This is a genomic window from Cupriavidus sp. 10L43_2, from assembly GCF_056395265.1.
The window spans coordinates 272,591-292,653 of sequence record NZ_JBFTJE010000006.1; the positions used below are offsets into that span (position 1 = coordinate 272,591).

Consider the following 20,063-nt stretch of genomic DNA (forward strand, 5'->3'; position numbering starts at 1 on the left):
AGGGGCTTTTTCCGACGATGGCCTTTCAACGACCTTACTGAACGATTACACCACTGCGTCCGGTCGCGATTCGCGTCTTAGTCGCGCCAGCGGCCATGGCCCCGACCGTGGCCGTGACCATGGTAATGGTCGCCGCGATATCCCGGCGGGCCGTAGTAGTAGCGCGGACCCGGGTAATAGCGGGGACCGTAGTAGACCGGCGCCGGACGCACCACGACAGGCGGCGGGCCATAATAAACCGGAGCCGGCGGCGCGTAGTACACCGGCGGCGGCGGCGCATAGTAGGCGGGACCACCCACCACCACACCCGGAACGCCAATTGCCACGTCCACGTTCACGCGTGCCATTGCAGCCCCAGACGCCAGCGCGGCGGCTACACCGAATGCTGCGAACAACCAACGTTTCATGATCGTGCCTCTTTGAGTTAGGTCAAGCTGATAACTCGTATTGTAGGGGTTCGCGATTTTCGAGGTGAAACGGCGGGTTCTACATTGTTACCGGCGGTAACAGCAACGTCACATGGCGAAGTGGCGCGTGTTGGCTTGCGTCCTGCGGACGAAGCCACCACAATACCGGGCTTGCCGTGCGGCCGTGGAGAAATTGGTAGACTCAGCAGACTTAAAATCTGCCGCTCTTACGGGCTTACGGGTTCGAGTCCCGTCGGCCGCACCAGCGCGCTCCATATCGCTTCCCATCGCGCTACACCGCGCAGCGCAGCGCTCAGACGAGCCACGCGCACAGCAGCGCGCCGACCACCATCAGGAAGACAAACAGCACCGCGGCGAGCGCCAGCGGCTTGCGTCCTGCACGTAGCAGATCACCGATTCGGGTATGGAGTCCGATGGCCAGCATCGCGCAGGCCAGCAGCCAGTTGTCCAGGGCGACCAGGCCAGGCTTCCACTCGCCCGGCACCATGCCGGCAGAGTTCACCGCCATCACCGCGACGAAACCGAGCGCGAACCACGGCACGGACTTCAGCAGCGCGCGCCAGTTGCGACGGCCGTTGCCGCCCGCGTCGCCACCGCTTGCACGCGGCCACAGCGCCATGATCAACAGCAACGGACCCAGCGCCAGCACGCGGACCATCTTGGCCACCACGGCGGCGTCAGCGGTGGCATCGCTCACCATCTTGCCGGAGGCGATCACCTGCGCCACCTCATGCAGCGTGGCACCCGTAAAAATGCCAAACGCGCGTTCCGTCACGGGGAGATGCCAGTGTTGCGTCGCCAGCTCGTAGAGCCACGGATAGAGCAGCATGCCGACCGTGCCGAACAGCACCACGGTGGCCACGGCCACCGCCGTCTGCTTGTCATCGGTACGCACCACGGACGAGACCGCGATGGCCGCCGCCGCACCGCATACGGCGCTGCCTGCGCTCACCAGGATGGCCTCGCGCCGGCTCAGGCCGAAAAACGCCGATCCCACCCACGTACCGAAGAGCAGCGTGGCCACCAGCATCACGAGCGGCACCACGACGCCACCCAGGCCCAGTGCAGCAATCGCCCCGAACGTCAGCCGCAGGCCATACAACGCCACGCCAAGCCGCAGCAGATGATGGCGCGCGAACTGCATGCCCGGCGCCAGGGGCGTCAGCCAGTGCTTCGGCATCGTATTGGCCGCGACCATGCCGGCACACATCGCCAGCGTCAACGCGGACAGCCCGTATTGGGACACGGCGGGGTGATCGGCCAGCACCAGCGCCAAGCCCGCAATGGCACCAAGCGGCAGCAAAGTGACGAGACGGATACGCCACAGGTTGAAACCGGTGGGGGCGAGCGTGAGCGGGGTGGCAGGGGTCGTGGACATAGCAGTTCTTCTAGGGATTACCTGAAGGGTACGCATGCCGCCTTGACCAGTAAAACGGGTAATATCGTTATGACTTACCGTTATTATCGATAAAGCCATGGAGCAACGCCCGCTTCGCCTTACCTTGCGCCAGTTGCAGGTCTTCGTGGCCGTGGCCCAGCACGGCAGCACCACGGCCGCGGCCGAGTCGCTCGCGATGTCCCAGTCGGCCGTCAGCGCGTCGCTGGCCGAACTGGAACGTGCGCTGAACGGCCCCTTGTTCGACCGCGTAGCGCGCCGCCTGAGCATCAACGAAACCGGGCGCCAATTCTTTCCGCGCGCGCTGTCCCTGCTCGACCAGGCGCACGAACTCGAGCGATTTGCCTCGGAAGGCGGCGTGCAGCTGCGCATCGCGGCCAGTAACACCATCGGCAGCTACATCCTCCCTGCCCTGCTGGCGGGGTTCCGCAATGCGCAGACCGGGCCGTGCGAACTGGACATGCGCATCGGCAATACGCAGGACGTGCTGCACGCCCTCCTCAAGTTCGAGGCCGATATCGGCCTGATCGAAGGGACCAGCCATGAGCGGGACTTGCGCAGCATGCACTGGTGCGATGACGAGATGGTGGTGATCGTGGGGCCGGCGCATCCGCTGGCGATGGTGGCCGAGCAGCCCGAGTTGCTGCACGACATGCTGCGCGAGGCCGACTGGATCGTGCGCGAGCCGGGCTCCGGCACGCGCGAGATCATCGAATCGCGCCTCGTGCCCGCCCTGGGCGCGCTGCGCTTTGCGCTGGAGCTAGGCAACACAGAAGCCATCAAGCGCGCCGTCATGAGCGGATTTGGCGTCAGCTGCCTGTCACTGCATGTCGTCGGCGATGAAATCGCGCGCGGTGAGTTAGTACCGCTGCGCGCCGGCCTGCCGCGCGTGATCCGGCCACTGCAACTGGTCGTGCATCAGGACAAATTCCCGACTCAGGGGCTGCTCGCCTTTACCGAATACCTACGCGGCGCGGCACCCGTGCTGTGTGCCTGAGCTGCGATACCGGCGTTAGAACAACTGAACGGCTAGAACGCAAAACGGCGCCACAATGGGCGCCGTGGGCTTGAAACGTCGGTAAAACTTGGAGGCGGAGGTCGGAATCGAACCGGCGTACACGGCTTTGCAGGCCGCTGCATAACCACTCTGCCACCCCGCCAGGTGACGATGCAGGATTGTACGACAATCCTGTCAAACAAAAAGGGAAGCCACGCTTCCCTTTGGGATTGGAGCGGGAGACGAGTCTCGAACTCGCGACCTCAACCTTGGCAAGGTTGCGCTCTACCAACTGAGCTACTCCCGCGTACAAACTTTCTACTTCTACTACTTACCGCCAGCCCGACGATGCTACCGTCGAACCTTACTTAACCTGGAGCGGGAGACGAGTCTCGAACTCGCGACCTCAACCTTGGCAAGGTTGCGCTCTACCAACTGAGCTACTCCCGCAGGGCCCTGCATCTTACAGAAAAGCAGACTATCGCGCAACTTCTTTTAAACACGCAGCTTTGTGCTGGTATTTCGCGCTAAGTACCGCTTATCTTGCTGCTTTCGTCTTTCGTCGTCAGCAGCGAGAACGAGATTATTGCAAAGAGGGGGCCGGGGCGTCAAGGACTTTTTCGCGCAACGCTTCACTTTTACTTCTGCGCGCCCGCACTACCCGTGACATTGCTGCGCTCGCGGATCTGCGGCCACGCCAGCTTCATGTAATAGAACATCGACCACAGCGTGAGCACCGCCGCCAGATAGATCATCCAGCCGCCGAGCAACGAGGCATCGATGCCGAACAGCGAGTCGTTGAACAGCAGCAACGGAATCGCAATCATCTGCACCGTGGTCTTCAGCTTGCCGAGGAAATTCACGGCGACGCTCTTGGACGCGCCGATCTGCGCCATCCATTCACGCAGCGCGGAAATCGTGATTTCACGTCCGATGATGACCAGCGCGATCAGGTCCGCCACGCGGCCCAGCGCCAGCAGGGACAGCAGCGCCGCGGTCACCATGAGCTTGTCGGCCACCGGGTCCAGGAACGCGCCGAACGACGAGGTCTGGTTCCAGCGTCGCGCCAGGAAGCCATCCAGCCAGTCCGTCGCCGCGGCGATGACGAAGAACGCGGCCGCGGTCACGTTCTTGGTATGCATCGGCAACCAGGTTTCAGGCAGGTAATAGACCCCGACCACGAGAGGGATCATGGCCACGCGAAGCCAGGTCAGCAGGATGGGAATATTCAGGGGCATGGGCGGAGCGTTGGAAAAGGAACGGGCCGATCCGGCGATGGTCTGGAAGGCGAATGCCGCGATTGTCGCCGATTTCCAGCCGAACCCGCCAGTTTCGGGCTGAAATGGCTGGCAACCGGCCGGGCGGGCCGGTCAATGCAACTGGCGGTAGATCTCCTCGGCCAGGGTGCGCGAGATGCCTTCCACGCTGGCAAGTTCGTCGATGCTGGCAGCCATGACGCCGCGCAGGCCGCCGAAACGCGTCAGCAGCTTTTGCCGCCGGCGCGCGCCCACACCCTCGATTTCCTCCAGCCGCGACGTGTTGCGCGCCTTGGCGCGCCGCGCCCGCATGCCGGTGATGGCAAAGCGGTGGGCCTCGTCGCGGATCTGGGCGACGAGCATCAGCGCTGCGCTGCCCTGCCCCAGTTCCAGCGACGGGCGGCCATCGGCGAAGACCAGTGTCTCCAGCCCCACCTTGCGGCCTTCGCCCTTCGCCACGCCGACCAGCAGGCCGATGTCGAGCCCAAGCTCCTCGAACACCTGGCGCGCCACCTCGACCTGCCCCTTGCCGCCGTCGATCAGTACTACGCGCGGCATGCGCGGCACGCCGTCCGGGGCGCCTTCTCCGCCCAACTCGCCGCCATCTTCCTGGATCTGCTCCACCAGCTTCTGGTACCGGCGCGTGAGCACCTGACGCATGGCCGCATAGTCGTCGCCGGGCGTGATGTCCTGGATGTTGTAGCGCCGATATTCGCTGTTCTGCATCTCATGGTGGTGGAACACCACGCAGGATGCCTGGGTGGCCTCACCCGCCGTGTGGCTGATGTCGAAGCACTCAATGCGGAGCATCGTCAGGTCTTCCATATCCAGGGCGATGGTCTCGGCAAGCGCACGCGTGCGCGCCTCCTGGCTGCCCTGCTCCGCCAGCCGGCGCGCCAACGCCAGCGCCGCGCCTTGCGTCGCCATCTCGAGCCAGATCTTGCGCTGGCCCTGCGGCTGCCGCACCAGCGCGATCTTGCGGCCTGCCTGCATCGACAGGGCCTCCACCAGCGCGGCATCGGCTGGCAGATGGCTCACCACGATGATCGGCGGCGGCGCCTGATCGAGATAGTGCTGGACCATGAAGGCCGACAGCACGCGGGCCGCGATGCGGTCCACGGACAGCGGCCCGGCTTCCGGCACCACCTGCTCGCCTTCGCCCTCCCCGGCATCGTCGCTATCTTCGACGATCATCGCCGCTTCGTCGGCATGCGCGGGGAAATAGGCTTTGTCGCCAAGATGGCGGCCCCCGCGCACCATCGCCAGATTCACGCACGCACGCCCACCCTGCACGGCCACGGACAGAATGTCGATGTCGCGCGCCTGCCCCACCTCCTCCACCGCCTGCCGCTTGAGCACCGTGGAGAGCGCGGCGATCTGGTCGCGCACAGCGGCGGCCTGCTCGAAGCGCAGTTGCACCGCGTGCTCTTCCATCTTGACCTGGAGGCCGTCGAGCACCTCGGTCTCGCGGCCCTGGAGGAAGCGCGCGGCGTTATGCACGTCGCGCGCGTAATCTTCCTCGCTGATCGCCTTCACGCACGGCGCCGTGCAGCGATGAATCTGATGCAGCAGGCAAGGCCGGGTGCGGTTGTTGAACACCGTGTCCTCGCAGGTGCGCAGCTGGAACACCTTCTGCAGGATCTGCATGCTTTCGCGCACCGCGTAGGCACTCGGGAACGGGCCGAAGTACTGGTGCTTGCGGTCCGTCGCCCCCCGGTAGTAGGCCATGCGCGGGAACTTGTGGCCGGTCAGCTTGAGGAATGGATAAGACTTGTCGTCGCGGAACAGGATGTTGTAGCGCGGGGCGAGTGCCTTGATGAGATTGTTCTCAAGCAGCAGCGCCTCGGCCTCCGTCCGGACCACCGTGGTATCGATGCGAGCGATCTTCCCCACCATCATCGCGATGCGCGGCGACAGCTGGGTCTTGTTGAAGTAGCTCGAGACACGCTTTTTCAGGTCGCGCGCCTTGCCCACGTAGAGCACGTTGCCGTCGGCGTCGAAATAGCGGTACACGCCCGGCAGGCCGGGCAGCCGCGCCAGGATCTGCCGGGGATCGAATGCCGGGATGTCGGCGGGGGCCTCGGCCGGGAGATCCACGCGGACCTCGGCGGGTGCATCGTTCGAAGCGTCGTTCGGGGAAACCGGTTCCTGCTCGGGCATCGGGGGACAAGAAAGTTTGGGCGGCAAGGCGCGCAGGGGCTGGCCTCGCTCTAGAATCGCAAGTTTAGAGCAAATCTTCCGCGTGCCCTCGCGGAACGGGACGCCGCCATGCCCATTCAATCCTGCGACATCTTCTGCACGGTCGTCGATAACTTCGGCGATATCGGCGTTTGCTGGCGCCTGGCGCGCCAACTCTCACAGGAGCACGGCCACGCGGTGCGACTCTGGGTGGATGACCTGGGCAGCTTCGCGCGGCTGGCGCCGGAGATCGACCCGGCGCGCGCCTGCCAGCACCTGGGCGGCGTGGAGGTGCGTCGCTGGGATGCCTCTCCCGGTGCCCCGTTCGAGCCGCTGCCGCCGCACGACCTCGTCATCGAGGCGTTCGCCTGCCACCTGCCCGAGCCCTTCCTGGCCGCGATGGCCGCCGCGCCGCGCCCGCCGGTATGGATCAACCTGGAATACCTGAGCGCCGAGGCATGGGTCAGCGAGCACCATGCGCTGTCCTCGCCCCATCCGAAGCTGCCGCTCGTGAAGTACTTCTTCTTCCCCGGCTTTGCGCACGGCACGGGCGGGCTGCTGCGGGAGTCAATGCTGGGCGCGCAGCGCGATGCCTTCCTATCCAGCCGCGCCGCGCAATCGACACTCTGGTACCGGCTCGGCACGCAACCCCTGCCAGATGCGTTGCGCGTAAGCCTGTTCGCCTATACGAATCCCGCCCTACCCGCCTTGCTGGCCCAATGGCGCGACGGCGCCACGCCCGTGCAGTGCCTGGTGCCGCAAGGCCCGGCAGCGCAGCAGGCGGCCGCGTGGTTCGGCGCCCCGGCGGAGCAGGTGGCCCCCGGCACCTCGCTGACGCAAGGCAACCTGACCCTCCAGGTGATTCCGTTCGTGAGGCAGGAAAACTACGACGAACTGCTCTGGGCCTGCGACGTGAACTTCGTGCGTGGCGAGGATTCCTGCGTGCGCGCGCACTGGGCCGCGCGGCCCATGGTCTGGCACATCTACCCGCAGGACGACGTGGCGCACCATGTGAAGCTCGATGCGTGGCTCGAGCGATTCAGCCGGTGCGGCGTTTCGCCGGAGGCTGCCCAGGCCATGACCGCCTTTTGCCATGCCTGGAACGGCCATGGCGCCACCCCGCACGCGCCCGACTGGGCGCAGTTCCACGCACAATTGCCTGCTCTCGCTACGGCCATGGACCGCTGGCAGCGGCAATTGCAGCACTTGGGCGACCTCGCGGCAAATCTGGTGGTCTTTTGCGAAAATCGGGTAAAATAACGGGTTGATTTTGATGATGGCGAGCCAAAAAGAGCAACTGCCGGCCGCGCGCCTTCGCCATACCGCATATCGCGAATCGGGGTCATGAGCGCCCCGGATTACTTTTTTCAGGAAGATAGTTCAGATGAAGATCGCACAAGAACTCCGCGTCGGCAACGTGTTCATGATCGGTTCCGACCCGATGGTCGTGCAGAAGGCCGAGTACAACAAGTCGGGCCGTAACGCCGCCGTCGTCAAGATGAAGTACAAGAACCTGCTGACGGACGCCCCGGGCGAGTCGGTGTTCAAGGCTGACGACAAGTTCGAAGTGGTGATGCTGGATCGCCGCGAATGCACCTACTCGTACTTCGCCGACCCGATGTACGTGTTCATGGACACGGACTACAACCAGTTCGAAGTCGAGCAGGACAGCATGGGCGACGCGCTGAACTACCTCGAAGACGGCATGAACGTGGAAGTGGTGTTCTACAACGAGAAGGCCATCTCGGTGGACATGCCGACCACGCTGGTCCGCGAGATCATCTACACGGAACCGGCCGTCAAGGGCGACACGTCGTCGGGCAAGGTGCTCAAGGGCGCCAAGATCAACACCGGGTTCGAGCTGCAAGTGCCGCTGTTCTGCAACATCGGTGACAAGATCGAAATCGACACGCGTACCGGCGAATACCGCAGCCGCGCCAACTAAGGCGTCGCCGCGAGACAGCAAAAAGGGCAGCTTCGGCTGCCCTTTTTGTTTTTGCCCGCCGACGTCGACGTGTCAGGCGATCAGGTCATGCTCGCGCAGCAGGCGCAGTGCGGCACGATAGTCGGCATCCTGTTGCAGTTTGTTCCAGTCCAGCGGACGCTTGCGACCGAACAGCTTGCGGATGCGGCGTTGCGACACCTTGTCGCCCTTCAGATCGTCCAGTTCCTTCAGCAACTGGTCGGCGCGCTCCGGATGGTTGCAGATCAGCACCATGTCGCAGCCCGCATCGAGCGCGGCTCGCGCGCCCTGGGTCACCGTGCCGGCCACGCTGGCGCCTTCCATGCTCAGGTCGTCGCTGAAGATCACGCCCTCGAAGCCGAGTCGCGTACGCAGTACATCCTGAAGCCAGAACGGCGAGAAGCCGGCCGGGTTCGGGTCGACCTTCGGATAGATCACGTGCGCGGGCATCACGGACGCCAGCGCATTGCCCATCCAGTCATACGGACGCGCGTCGAGGGCCAGAATCTCTTCGACGTCACGCTCGTCGACCGGCACGGCCACGTGCGAATCAGCCTCGACGAAGCCATGACCCGGGAAATGCTTGCCGCAGTTGCTCATGCCAGCCAGCAGCAGGCCGTGCGTGAGATGGTTGGCCAGCATCGTCACCACGCGTGGATCGGCGTGGAACGCGCGGTCGCCGATCACGGCGCTGCGGCCATGGTCGAGATCGAGCACCGGCGTGAAGCTCAGGTCGATGTCGCACGCGCGCAGTTCGGCGGCCAGCACGTAGCCGCACGCGATGGCGACCTTGGTGGCCGTCATCACATCGCGATCCCACAATTCGCCGAGTTTTGCCATCGCCGGCAGGTGCGTGAAGCCATCGGTCTTGGCGCGCTGCACGCGGCCGCCTTCATGATCGATGCAGATCAGCACGTCCTCGCGCACCGCGCGAATCGCCCGCGTCAACGCGGTCAACTGGGCGCGCGACTCGAAATTCCGTGCGAACAGGATCACGCCGCCCGTCAGCGGATGGGCGATGCGACGCATGTCCTCGGCGTCGAGCTGCTTGCCAACCACGTCGAGCACCACCGGGCCCGGATGCTTGCCGGAAACTTTCTTGATCATAGGAATATCTTGAGTTCAGGCTGCGTAGGTTCAGGATGCGGTGTCGGCCGGCTGGCCGCCCCGCTCCGCGATGGCGAACGCCACCGCGTACTCGTGTTCGTCACTGACACTGACCCGGATGGTCAGCCCGCGTTCCTGCACCCAGTCGGCCAGCTCACCGGTGCATTGCGGCGTGGGCTCGCCCGACGGCAGGTTCAGCAGTTCCATGGCGCGCCACGTCATCGGCCAGCGCATCCCCAGGCCGATGGCCTTCGAGAACGCCTCCTTGGCCGCGAAGCGCGTGGCCAGGAAGGCCAGCCCGCGCTTCTCCGAGCGCGCCTTGCGCGCGTGATAGACCTTCAGCTCACGCGGGCCGAGCACCTTCTCCGCGAAACGGCCGCGCGTGCGCTCCATCACGCCCTGCACGCGATCGATCTGGATGATGTCGGTGCCGATGCCGTAGATCACGCCGCCTGTCCCGGCACGGGATAACGGGTGCCAAGGCGCGCGGCCACCATGATGGCCTTCATCTCGCGCACCGCGTTCTGCCAACCGACGAACACCGCATGCGCAACGATCGCATGGCCGATGTTCAGCTCCTTGACGCCGGGCAGCGCCGCGATCTGTTGCACATTGGTGTAATGCAGGCCGTGGCCGGCATTGACGACGAGGCCCTGGCGGATGCCTGCGTCCACGCCTTCGGACACACGACGAAATTCCGCCGCCTGCTCCTCGGGCGTATGGGCGTCGGCGTAGCGGCCGGTGTGGATCTCGATGACCGGCGCCTTGCACGCGGCCGCGGCCGCGATCTGGTCCGGATCAGGATCGATAAACAGCGAGACGCGGATGCCCGCATCCGCCAGTTGCCGGCAGGCAGCGCTGACCTGCTCGAAATGGCCGGCGACGTCGAGACCGCCTTCGGTAGTCACTTCCTCGCGCTTCTCAGGTACGAGGCAGACGTCCTGCGGACGGATTTCGCAGGCGATATCGAGCATTTCGCGTGTGATTGCGCACTCCAGGTTCATCCGGGTGGCGAGCTTCGGGCGCAGTGCGCGCACGTCCGCGTCGCGGATATGGCGGCGATCCTCGCGCAGGTGCAGCGTAATCACGTCTGCGCCGGCGATTTCCGCCTGGAGGGCGGCCTCGATCGGGTCAGGGTAGGCGGTGCCGCGCGCATTCCGCAGCGTGGCCACGTGGTCGATGTTGACGCCAAGGTCGATGACGCCGGGATTCGCGTGAAAAATCATGGCTTTACAGAAATTGCAGGTCGATAAGGATTTGCCGCGTTTTCAGCGGCGCACCCTGCAGATAATAATGCAGCAGGAAACGCATCAGGGCGCGGCTTTGTGTGGCGGTCTGGGCGCGGCCGTAGTCGTCCCGCCCCATGTCCAGCAAGGTCTGGCCGGACACCACGGGCCAACTCGACGGATCGCTCGGCTGCGCGCGGCGCACGCCGCGTTCGGGGTGATACACGTAGTCGAGGCCCGGTTGCACCGACTCCCCCGTGCTCACGCACTGGTCGAACGCCACCGCGAACCCGGTCTCCTGCAGCAACACGCGCTCGAAGCTGCGTAGCACCAGACTGGCCGGCTCACCATGCGCGAGCCGCGTCAGCGTGATCATGTAGTGCTTGAACAGCGCCGGATGTGCATCCTCGCGCGGGCAGAAGCGCAATAGCAATTCGTTGAGATAGAAGCCCGATAGCAGCGCATCGCCGGCCAGCGGAAGCATGCCGCCCATGTATTCGGCCTTAGTCAGCGTCTTGACCTCGCCGCGGCCGGTCCAGGAGAGCGAAATCGGATGGAAGTGCTGAAGCACCGAGCGCAGCGCCGAATGCGGCCGCTTGGCGCCCTTCGCCACCATGGCCATGCGGCCGTGGTCGCGCGTGAAGACGTCCAGAATGAGACTGGTCTCACGATAGGGATAGGCGTGGAGCACGAAGCCGGACTCGTTGGTCACGCGTAGCTCGGTGCGCGCGGGCACGATCCGCATGGCCCGGTCCATCATCTCGCGGCCGGCGGCCACGGCCGGGGACAGCCCGGTACCGCCCTGCACCTCCAGCAGTTCGGCGGCCTCCTCGGCGATGGGATCGGCGCTCCGCGCGCGCCTGGGCGCGGCTCGGGGCGCGTCAGGCATCTTGCTCACTCGTAGCCGTAGGCCCGCAGTCCGGCTTCGTTGTCTGCCCAGCCGCTCTTGACCTTGATCCACATCTCCAGGTAGACCTTGCCGTCGAACAGCTTCTCCATGTCGAGGCGCGCCTCGGTGGAGATCTGCTTGAGCTTGGCACCCTTGTTGCCGATGATCATGGCCTTGTGCGCGTCGCGCTCGACCAGGATCGTCGCAAACACGCGGCGCAGCCGGCCTTCGGTCTCGAACTTGTCGATGATCACGGTGCTCGTGTACGGCAGCTCATCGCCAGTCCAGCGGAAGACCTTCTCGCGGATGATTTCCGAGGCCAGGAAGCGCTCGCTGCGGTCGGTCATCGCATCGGCGTCGTACATCGGCTCGCCTTCGAGCAGGTACGGACGGATGATGGCCAGCAGCCGCGTGATGTGATCGTGCGTCTTCGCCGACATCGGCACCACTTCCCGGAACGGGAACAGCTGTCCCATCTTTTCCAGGAACGGCATCATCACCTCGGCGCGGTTCTCGCCCAGGCGATCGAGCTTGTTGGTGACCAGTAGCACCGGCACGTTCTTCGGCAGCAACGACAGCACCTTCTCGTCATCGGCGCTGAAATAGCCGGCTTCCACGACGAACAGCACCAGATCCACCGTAGACAGCGTGGACGTGACTGCGCGGTTCAGCGAGCGGTTCAGCGCGCTGGCGTGGCGGGTCTGGAAGCCTGGCGTATCGACGAAAACGAACTGCGCGTCATCGGTGGTCTGGATACCGACGATGCGATGGCGCGTGGTTTGCGCCTTGCGGGACGTGATGCTGACCTTCTGGCCGACAAGTGCATTCATCAACGTGGACTTGCCCACGTTGGGGCGGCCAACAATGGCCACCGTGCCGCAGCGGAACGCCGTGGCATCCGAGGGTGCCTGGGCGTCCTGCTGCGGAGGGGTAGATTCGGTCATTCCTTCAACCTGAGAGACAACTGGGGATCCGGTGGCACCGGCTGCTTGCGGGTCTTGCCCGTGCGCTCGGCCCGGCTGCGCTTGAGCAGCTGGGGCACGAGCTTCTGCACCTCATCCAGCGCGAGCTTGGCCGCCGCCTGCTCGGCCGCACGGCGCGAGGCGCCGGTGCCGAACACGCGCACCTCCAGTTTAGGCACGGTGCATTCGACTTCAAACTGCTGGCTGTGTGCGGCACCGTGTGTGGCGATGACGTTGTACTGCGGCAGGGCGATCTTGTGGCCCTGCAGATACTCCTGGAGCAGGGTCTTGGCGTCCTTCCCCAGCGTACGGGGGTCCACCTGCTCCAGAATGGGGATATACAGCTTGCGGATCAGCGCCCGCGCGGCGTCAAAGCCGGCATCGAGGAACACTGCGCCGACAATGGCCTCCAGCGCATCCGCCAGAATCGACGGACGGCGGAAGCCGCCGCTCTTCAACTCGCCCTCGCCCAGGCGCAGGGCGTCGGAGAGCTGGAGCATCTGGGCGATCTCGTACAGCGCCTGCTGCTTGACCAGGTTGGCGCGCACGCGGGAAAGATCGCCCTCATCGAGCTTGCCGAACATGCCGTAGAGCATGTCGGCCACGGCGCAGTTCAGCACCGAGTCGCCCAGAAATTCCAGGCGCTCGTTGTGATGGGCGCTATGACTGCGATGGGTGAGCGCCTGCTGCAGCAATTCGGGCTTGCTGAATCGGTAGCCGAGACGTTGCTGCAAGGCGTCGAGGATCATGTCGTTACTGCGTTCCCGAATAGGTAATCAATAGACTCATCGGACCATAGACGGGAATCTCGGTCCGGTACGAAAAACCAATGCTGCGTATCCTGCCGGCTTCGTCCTCGATCACGTCGAGATCGTCGCCCTTGAGCGCCTCGATGCGATCGATCTGGGCCTGCTTGTCGAAGTTGGCCGCCACATCCTTGCGGTTGACCGACCGATCCTTCGCGTAATTCACTGCCCGCTTGACCGAGAAGTATTCGAGCATGCTGGGAATCGCCTTTACCGCCGGCAGCACCACCGCAATCACGATAATGATGACGATCAGCAACGACCCCAACGAAAATCCACGTGATCTTTCAAGCACACCCACGCGGATATTTCCCCTCTTCCCCGAAAAACCCAACTTCTGACCCATTTTGCGCTTCCCTCGTTTTTTGAGTGTATTTGCGCTGCGCGAGGCGTCCGACCGTTACTTGAACGACCCCACGCGCCCAAAATTGCCGAGGTTCATCCAGATCACGAACGCCTTGCCTACGACGTTCTTGTCCGGGACGAAGCCCCAGTAACGTGAATCCAGGCTGTTGTCACGGTTGTCGCCCATGACGAAATAGTGCCCTTCCGGCACTTTACACGTCAGCCCCTGCTGATTGTAAGTGCAGTTCTCGCGGAACGGGAAATCGGGATCCGCGCCCGCCACGAACGCCGGACGGTCGGCATCGTTCAGGATGCCATGCGCCACGCCGCCCGGCAGCGTCTCGGTGAAATGCTTCGAATAGGACAGCCGCTCCTCGTCGAGGTAGTCGGGCAAGGCGCTGTACTCGGCCGGCTTGCCGTTCACGGTCAGCTTCTTGTTCTCATAGCGCACCATGTCGCCGGGCACCCCTACCACGCGCTTGATGTAGTCGAGCGACTCGTCCTTCGGGTAGCGGAACACCATTACGTCACCGCGCTGCGGCGTGCCAACGTCGAGGACCTTCTTGTTCACCACCGGCAGGCGGATGCCGTAGTCGTACTTGTTGACGAGGATGAAGTCGCCGATCAGCAGCGTCGGGATCATCGAGCCGGACGGGATCTTGAAGGGCTCCACCACGAAGGAGCGAAGCACGAACACCGCGAGGATGACCGGGAAGAAGCTCGCCGAGTACTCGAGCCACCACGGCTGGCGCAGCTTTTCCTCGGCCAGCCGGGCGCGCGAGGCGTCCAGCTCGGTGCTACCGTGCACCGCCTGCATGTCGCCGCGGCGCGCGTCGAACTCGGCCAGGGCCAGATGCGCCACGCTACGGCGCTGGCGCTCGAAGACCAGCTTGTCGGCAACCCAGGCAATGCCTGTAATGACCACCAGCACAAAAAGGATCAGTGCAAAATTCATGACGGCTTGGCGTTGATTTTTTAGAAGATCGTCTTGTCACCCAGCCAGCGGACTTGGCGCTGGCCTGCGGCTTACTTGTCGTCCACCTGCAGGATCGCCAGGAAAGCCTCCTGCGGGATCTCCACGGTGCCCACCTGCTTCATGCGCTTCTTGCCCGCCTTCTGCTTCTCCAGCAGCTTCTTCTTCCGCGAGATGTCGCCGCCGTAGCACTTGGCCAGCACGTTCTTGCGCAGCGCCTTCACGTTCTCGCGGGCGATGATGTTCGCCCCGATCGCCGCCTGGATGGCCACGTCGTACATCTGGCGCGGGATGATTTCGCGCATCTTGGCAGCCACCTCGCGCCCGCGATATTGCGAGTTCGAGCGGTGCACGATCACGGACAGCGCGTCGACCTTGTCGCTGTTGATCAGGATGTCCACCTTCACCACGTCCGATGGGCGATATTCCTTGAACTCGTAATCCATCGACGCATAGCCGCGCGACACCGACTTCAGCCGATCGAAGAAGTCCATCACGATCTCGGCCATCGGGATCTCGTAGGTCAGCTGCACCTGCTTGCCGTGGTAGCTCATGTTGATCTGCGAGCCGCGCTTCTGCGTGCAGAGCGTGATCACGGAGCCAACGTAGTCCTGCGGCATGTACAGGTTGACCGTGACGATCGGTTCCAGGATCGCCTCGATCCGACTCGGATCGGGCATCTTGGCCGGATTTTCCACGGTCAGCACCGTGCCGTCGCGCATCTGCACCTGGTAGACCACCGTCGGCGCGGTGGTGATCAGGTCCATGTCGAACTCGCGCTCGAGGCGTTCCTGCACGATTTCCATGTGCAGCAGGCCCAGGAAGCCGCAGCGGAAGCCGAAGCCCAGCGCCTGGGACACTTCCGGCTCGTATTGCAGCGAGGCGTCGTTCAGGCGCAGCTTCTCGAGCGATTCGCGCAACGCCTCGTACTGGTTCGATTCCACCGGATACAGGCCGGCGAACACCTGCGGCTTGACTTCCTTGAAGCCCGGCAGCGGCTCGGTCGCCTTGCGCGCCATGGTGGTAATGGTATCGCCCACCTTGGCCGCCTTCAGTTCCTTGATGCCCGCGATCACGAAGCCTACCTGCCCCGCAGAGAGCGACTCGCGCGGCATCGACTTCGGCGAGAACACGCCCACCTGCTCCACCAGATGCTGCGCGCCCGTGGCCATCAGCAGGACCTTGTCCTTCGGGCGCAGCGTCCCATTGACCACGCGCACCAGCATGACCACGCCGACGTAATTATCGAACCAGGAGTCGATGATCAGCGCCTGCAGCGGGGCCGCGGGGTCGCCCTTGGGCGGCGGCACCTTGGCAATCATCGCCTCGATCACGTCTTCCACGCCCTGGCCGGTCTTGGCCGAGCACGGCGTGGCGTCGTGGGCGTCAATGCCGATCACGTCCTCGATTTCCTGGATCGCATTGGCGGGGTCCGCCTGCGGCAGGTCGATCTTGTTGAGCACGGGCACCACTTCCACGCCCAGTTCGATGGCCGTGTAGCAGTTGGCCACGGTCTGGGCTTCCACGCCCTGCGAGGCATCCACCACCAGCAGCGCGCCTTCGCAGGCGGACAGCGAGCGGCTGACTTCGTAGCTGAAGTCCACGTGCCCCGGGGTGTCGATCAGGTTGAGGTTGTAGACCTGGCCATCGCGCGCCTTGTAGCTAAGCGCCGCGGTCTGGGCCTTGATGGTGATGCCGCGCTCCTTCTCGATGTCCATCGAGTCGAGCACCTGCGCTTCCATCTCGCGATCGGACAGCCCGCCACACCGTTGAATGATTCGGTCGGCCAGGGTCGATTTCCCATGGTCGATGTGGGCAATGATCGAGAAATTACGAATGTGGTCCATCTAGCGTTCTGGGGAGCGCCGGCGCGCCAGGTGGGACGGGGGCGCGGGAGCATAAATAAGGTGGGGCGCAATGCGTGCGCCAATCCGCGATTTTACCGGATTTTCAAGGACTTCCGGCGCGGTAAATGGTGTCGGAACCGTGATCGGAACTTTCCGTGCAGGCGCCCGAAAATGGCGTATCGCGCACCTGAAAACACATCGCGCCGGACATCGAGTCCGGCGCGATGGGTGGTTCTGGCCAGGGGACTCCCCCGGACCGTCTTACCGCGCCTGACTCGGGCGCAGCGTCAGCACCTGGGTAGCGTCGCCACGGCGCACGAACACGGCCGCCATCTTGTTCTTGTCCAGCGCCTTCACCATGTCGTTGAACTGGCGCGCGTTGGTCACGTCGGCGTCGCCCAGGCGCAGGATGATATCGCCCGGACGGATGCCGGCACGTGCCGCCGGGCCGTCTGCCGCCTCCACTTCCACGCCGGACTTGATCTTCAGCTCCTTGAGCTTGGTCTCGGCTATGTCGGTGACGATCATCCCCAGCGCGTTCGGCTTGGCGGCCGGCGCGGCTTCGTCCGCGCTACCGCCCCGCTTGTCGCCCCGGCGCGCCACGGCACGGGCATTGTCCGGCTCGAGTTCGGTCACCGTCACGGAAACGTCACGCGTCTGCCCCTTGCGCCACASCTGCAGCGGYACRCGSGTGCCCGGCTTGRTGTCGCCGACCATGCGCGGCAGGTCCGACGCCTTTTCGATGTCGCGGCCGTTGAACTTCAGGATGATGTCGCCCGCCTCAATGCCAGCCTTCTCGGCCGGTCCGCCCGGCTCCACGCTGCCGACCAGTGCGCCACGCGCACGGCCCAGGCCCAGCGAGTCCGCCACTTCCTTGGTCACATCGCCGATGGCCACGGCGATCCGGCCACGGGTCACCTTGCCGGACGACTTTAGCTGCTCCGACACGCGCATCGCTTCGTCGATCGGAATCGCGAACGAAATGCCCATGTAGCCGCCGCTACGGCTATAGATCTGCGAATTGATGCCGATCACTTCGCCGCGCAGATTGATCAGCGGCCCGCCCGAATTACCGGGGTTCACGGCCACGTCGGTCTGGATGAACGGCAGGTAGTCGCCCGTGTCGCGGCCCTTGGCCGAAACGATACCGGCGGTCACGCTGTTGTCGAGCCCGAACGGCGAGCCGATGGCGAGCACCCACTCACCCGGGCGGATCTTGTCCGAATCGCCAAGCGGCAGCCGCGGCAGGTTGTTCGCTTCCACCTTGATCAGGGCCACGTCGGTGCGGCGGTCGGAGCCGATCAGCTTGGCCTTGAATTCGCGCTTGTCGGGGAGCGTCACATAGATGGTCTCGGCGTCCGCCACCACGTGGGCGTTGGTCATCACGTAGCCATCCTGGCTGATGATGAAGCCGGACCCTACGCCACGGCTCTGTTCCTCGCCCTGCGGCGGCTGGCCACGGCGCGGCGGGGTCGGCCCACCCGGTGCGCCCGGCATCGGCACGCCGAAGAAGCGACGGAAGAACTCGGCCATCTCGTCGTCTTCGGGCGAATTGCCACCACGCGAGCGGATGCGCTCGGTGGTCCGGATGTTGACGACGGCCGGGCTGGCCTTCTCCACCAGGTCGGTGAAATCGGGCAGGTTGTAGTTCGAGGCAGCCGCCTGGGCATGCCCCACCTGGGCAACAGCCGGACCCAGCACGAGCATGGCAGCCATGACCATGGTTCGCACCAGGGCTGGGGATTTGGAAATCATCGACAACTCCCGGGAGATCAGCGAGAAACGGATGCCTTGCCGGACGTCGGAGCCGATCGACCCCGCAAGGCGGAACTTCAAGCGCTACTGGCCTGCACCAAGCGGCCGGCCCGGGGTTCGCTGCCCCGGCGCCAGCGCGCTCATGCGCTCAGTGTACCGTCTTGGGCGGGCGGTACTCCACGCCGGCGGCGAACTGCCTGACCGTGGCGGCCGGCACCTCGCCCACCACCGTGATCCAGTAGTCAGCCACGCGGCGCACCACGACCTGCGTGGCGCCGAGCGAAGCCACGCCTTCTCGGCGTGCGCGTTGTTCCGATACGGGTTCGATAAAGATCGACAACCCGGTCAGACCGTCGCTGTAGACGATCTGAAGCACCTCGAAGACCTGCCCCGGCTTGCTGCCCTGGGCGGGCGGGCGCAAATCGCCCAGCGGGCGGCGCACTTCGCGGATCTTCTGGAAACCCTTGAGCGGCGAACCGATGATCCACCCCTCGTCGGCCACATTGGCCGGCTGGTAGGTGACTTCGTAGCGGTTCCACGACTGCGAACTCTTGATGGCGGACAGGATGCGTTGCTTGTCCGACGGCACGCCGATATCGACCTGCGAGAACGCCACCTGCTCGAGCACCTTGCCGCCCTCGCCGATGGTCTGGGCGCGCATCAGCAGACCCGAGCCCTTGTCGGCCCACAGGCGCACCGCGTAGCGCGCGGCGTCGTGAGGTTCGAGCGAGAACACCTCGCACTCGACGCCCGCCACGCGCTCGCCGGGCAGCTTGCGCATGTCGTACAGCTCGAGCACATCGCTCTTGTTGGTGGCGAGCAGCGCCGGGAAGCGGTCCTTCGCCTCCTGTTTCTCCACGACCACGAGCTTGGCTTCCGGAATCAGGCTGTGCACGACGTCGTTCTGGCGCAGCACCTCGCGCGGTTTGCCGTCGAGCGTTTCCAGGCGTTCGTACTCGTTGTGGACGAGATCGCTGTAATGCTGGATTCGCGACGCATGCATGACGCTGCCCCGCTGATAGATCAGCGTGCCGACATAATTCTCGCGCTGGGCGGCACGGTGGATCTTGTTGAGCCACGCCGTGGCGTCGCGTCGGTTCAGCGTATTGTCAGACGGCTGCGCCGTTGCGGCGGCAGCGGTCAGACACAAGGCCAGAAAAAAGGACCTGCGCAGGCCCTTCCTTCTGTGTACGCCCGCTACGTCGGCGAGCGACATTCCTTTATGCATGTCCGGCATTATTCCTGCGAATTTTCCTGTGAGAAGTTTGCGCCATTCGCCACTGTGCGCATGGTCGGCACAAAGGCTTCGGTCGCGACCGACGTGCGATGGGCACGGAGGTATTCGTCAAGGCGCGGATCGCGAATCATCTGGGCGCTGTCAGCGGCCACGGTCACGATCGAACCGGCCTTGGCCGGCGTGGCGGATTGCTCGACGCGGGCCACGACGGCATCGGGCGTACCGATATCACCCGGACCACGCATCTGCGGCACCACAACCCAGCTCACGGCCGCCACAGCGGCGGCGATGGCCGTGCCCGGCATCACGCGGCGCACCCACGACGGGCGCACCAGCAGGCGTTGACGGCCAGCGGCAGCCACGGCGGGCACGAGCACATGGGGCTCGGCTTCCAGGCGTGCGGAGAATCGGGAAAGAAACGCATCGGTCGATCCAGCGTGCGTCAGCTCTTCCGAACGCAGCGTGTCACCGATCAGCTGGTAGACGGTCCAGTCCGTCATGCCGGTGTCGCTCTTCGCGAGACCCAGCACGGCGTCCACTTCGTTCGGCGCCAGCTCGCCATCCATCAAAACGGAGATTTGCTCCGATGCTTCCACTACATGAACCGACTGCTTATGAGCCTGACCCATTTCCCACCCCAAGAAATTCCATTGAACACCGATAAATCCCGTACTGCTGCTTGTCGTTTATCGATGCAG

The 20,063-nt window shown here is 64.4% G+C and carries 19 protein-coding genes and 4 tRNA genes; 4 read left to right on the forward strand and 19 right to left on the reverse strand.

Annotation, left to right across the window (positions count from 1 at the left end):
• Positions 1–77: 77 nt before the first annotated feature.
• Entirely contained in the window at positions 78–407 is a 330-nt protein-coding gene (locus AC1DEL_RS11725; protein ID WP_092289968.1) for a hypothetical protein, read from the reverse strand.
• A gap of 178 nt (positions 408–585) precedes the next feature.
• Here AC1DEL_RS11725 and AC1DEL_RS11730 point away from each other — a divergent pair.
• Positions 586–672 (forward strand) — tRNA-Leu (locus tag AC1DEL_RS11730).
• Positions 673–720: 48 nt separating this feature from the next.
• Here AC1DEL_RS11730 and AC1DEL_RS11735 read toward each other — a convergent pair.
• Positions 721–1,806: a YeiH family protein gene (locus AC1DEL_RS11735; protein ID WP_092289976.1), complete on the reverse strand. Its 1,086-nt coding sequence runs from the start codon at positions 1,804–1,806 to the stop codon at positions 721–723.
• A gap of 97 nt (positions 1,807–1,903) precedes the next feature.
• On the opposite strand from AC1DEL_RS11735, the gene AC1DEL_RS11740 reads away from it, so the two are divergent.
• A complete protein-coding gene (locus tag AC1DEL_RS11740) occupies positions 1,904–2,821 on the forward strand; it encodes a LysR family transcriptional regulator (protein ID WP_092289977.1) in 918 nt (305 codons plus the stop codon).
• 89 nt (positions 2,822–2,910) lie between these two features.
• Here the strand turns inward: AC1DEL_RS11740 and AC1DEL_RS11745 are convergent.
• The 5 genes from AC1DEL_RS11745 to uvrC all read right to left on the reverse strand — a co-directional run bounded on the left by AC1DEL_RS11745 (position 2,911) and on the right by uvrC (position 6,237).
• Positions 2,911–2,984: transfer RNA gene (locus AC1DEL_RS11745), tRNA-Cys, on the reverse strand.
• Between the two features lie 68 nt (positions 2,985–3,052).
• Positions 3,053–3,128: transfer RNA gene (locus tag AC1DEL_RS11750), tRNA-Gly, on the reverse strand.
• Between the two features lie 67 nt (positions 3,129–3,195).
• Positions 3,196–3,271 (reverse strand) — tRNA-Gly (locus tag AC1DEL_RS11755).
• Positions 3,272–3,459: 188 nt separating this feature from the next.
• A complete protein-coding gene (pgsA, locus tag AC1DEL_RS11760) occupies positions 3,460–4,059 on the reverse strand; it encodes a CDP-diacylglycerol--glycerol-3-phosphate 3-phosphatidyltransferase (RefSeq protein ID WP_092289979.1) in 600 nt (199 codons plus the stop codon).
• A 132-nt stretch (positions 4,060–4,191) separates the two neighbouring features.
• A complete protein-coding gene (gene uvrC, locus AC1DEL_RS11765) occupies positions 4,192–6,237 on the reverse strand; it encodes an excinuclease ABC subunit UvrC (protein WP_441590527.1) in 2,046 nt (681 codons plus the stop codon).
• Between the two features lie 108 nt (positions 6,238–6,345).
• Here uvrC and earP point away from each other — a divergent pair, with 108 nt between their 5' ends.
• Together earP and efp are read left to right on the forward strand one after the other, a co-directional pair.
• Positions 6,346–7,515 (forward strand): elongation factor P maturation arginine rhamnosyltransferase EarP, encoded by a 1,170-nt coding sequence (earP, locus tag AC1DEL_RS11770; protein WP_092289985.1) that lies wholly within the window; start codon positions 6,346–6,348, stop codon positions 7,513–7,515.
• A gap of 124 nt (positions 7,516–7,639) precedes the next feature.
• The gene (gene efp / locus AC1DEL_RS11775) at positions 7,640–8,200 is read left to right on the forward strand and encodes an elongation factor P (protein WP_092290000.1); all 561 of its coding nucleotides are present in this window, start codon (positions 7,640–7,642) and stop codon (positions 8,198–8,200) included.
• A 72-nt stretch (positions 8,201–8,272) separates the two neighbouring features.
• Here the strand turns inward: efp and nagZ are convergent, their stop codons facing one another.
• The 12 genes from nagZ to AC1DEL_RS11835 form a co-directional block, all read right to left on the reverse strand.
• A complete protein-coding gene (gene nagZ / locus AC1DEL_RS11780; RefSeq protein ID WP_092290005.1) occupies positions 8,273–9,325 on the reverse strand; it encodes a beta-N-acetylhexosaminidase in 1,053 nt (350 codons plus the stop codon).
• Between the two features lie 30 nt (positions 9,326–9,355).
• Positions 9,356–9,772: a holo-ACP synthase gene (acpS, locus tag AC1DEL_RS11785; protein WP_092290011.1), complete on the reverse strand. Its 417-nt coding sequence runs from the start codon at positions 9,770–9,772 to the stop codon at positions 9,356–9,358.
• Positions 9,769–10,551 (reverse strand): pyridoxine 5'-phosphate synthase, encoded by a 783-nt coding sequence (gene pdxJ / locus AC1DEL_RS11790; protein ID WP_477125775.1) that lies wholly within the window; start codon positions 10,549–10,551, stop codon positions 9,769–9,771. Before pdxJ ends, acpS begins: the two co-directional genes overlap by 4 nt.
• A gap of 4 nt (positions 10,552–10,555) precedes the next feature.
• Complete coding sequence (gene recO, locus AC1DEL_RS11795) at positions 10,556–11,440, reverse strand: DNA repair protein RecO (RefSeq protein ID WP_092290845.1); 885 nt, start codon at positions 11,438–11,440, stop codon at positions 10,556–10,558.
• Positions 11,441–11,445: 5 nt separating this feature from the next.
• Positions 11,446–12,384, reverse strand: coding sequence for a GTPase Era (era, locus tag AC1DEL_RS11800; RefSeq protein WP_477125776.1), 939 nt, complete (start codon positions 12,382–12,384; stop codon positions 11,446–11,448).
• Positions 12,381–13,151: a ribonuclease III gene (gene rnc / locus AC1DEL_RS11805; RefSeq protein WP_092290014.1), complete on the reverse strand. Its 771-nt coding sequence runs from the start codon at positions 13,149–13,151 to the stop codon at positions 12,381–12,383. Before rnc ends, era begins: the two co-directional genes overlap by 4 nt.
• 4 nt (positions 13,152–13,155) lie before the next feature.
• Positions 13,156–13,554, reverse strand: coding sequence for a DUF4845 domain-containing protein (locus tag AC1DEL_RS11810; RefSeq protein ID WP_092290015.1), 399 nt, complete (start codon positions 13,552–13,554; stop codon positions 13,156–13,158).
• A 54-nt stretch (positions 13,555–13,608) separates the two neighbouring features.
• Positions 13,609–14,508, reverse strand: coding sequence for a signal peptidase I (gene lepB, locus AC1DEL_RS11815; RefSeq protein ID WP_092290018.1), 900 nt, complete (start codon positions 14,506–14,508; stop codon positions 13,609–13,611).
• 71 nt (positions 14,509–14,579) lie between these two features.
• Positions 14,580–16,373, reverse strand: a complete 1,794-nt coding sequence (gene lepA / locus AC1DEL_RS11820) for a translation elongation factor 4 (protein WP_441590530.1) — start codon at positions 16,371–16,373, stop codon at positions 14,580–14,582.
• A gap of 261 nt (positions 16,374–16,634) precedes the next feature.
• Complete coding sequence (locus AC1DEL_RS11825) at positions 16,635–18,128, reverse strand: DegQ family serine endoprotease (protein ID WP_477159080.1); 1,494 nt, start codon at positions 18,126–18,128, stop codon at positions 16,635–16,637.
• A 148-nt stretch (positions 18,129–18,276) separates the two neighbouring features.
• Positions 18,277–19,356, reverse strand: a complete 1,080-nt coding sequence (locus tag AC1DEL_RS11830) for a MucB/RseB C-terminal domain-containing protein (RefSeq protein ID WP_092290849.1) — start codon at positions 19,354–19,356, stop codon at positions 18,277–18,279.
• Positions 19,357–19,364: 8 nt separating this feature from the next.
• On the reverse strand, positions 19,365–19,994 hold the full coding sequence (locus AC1DEL_RS11835) for a sigma-E factor negative regulatory protein (protein ID WP_092290027.1): 630 nt from the start codon (positions 19,992–19,994) through the stop codon (positions 19,365–19,367).
• Positions 19,995–20,063: the final 69 nt, after the last annotated feature.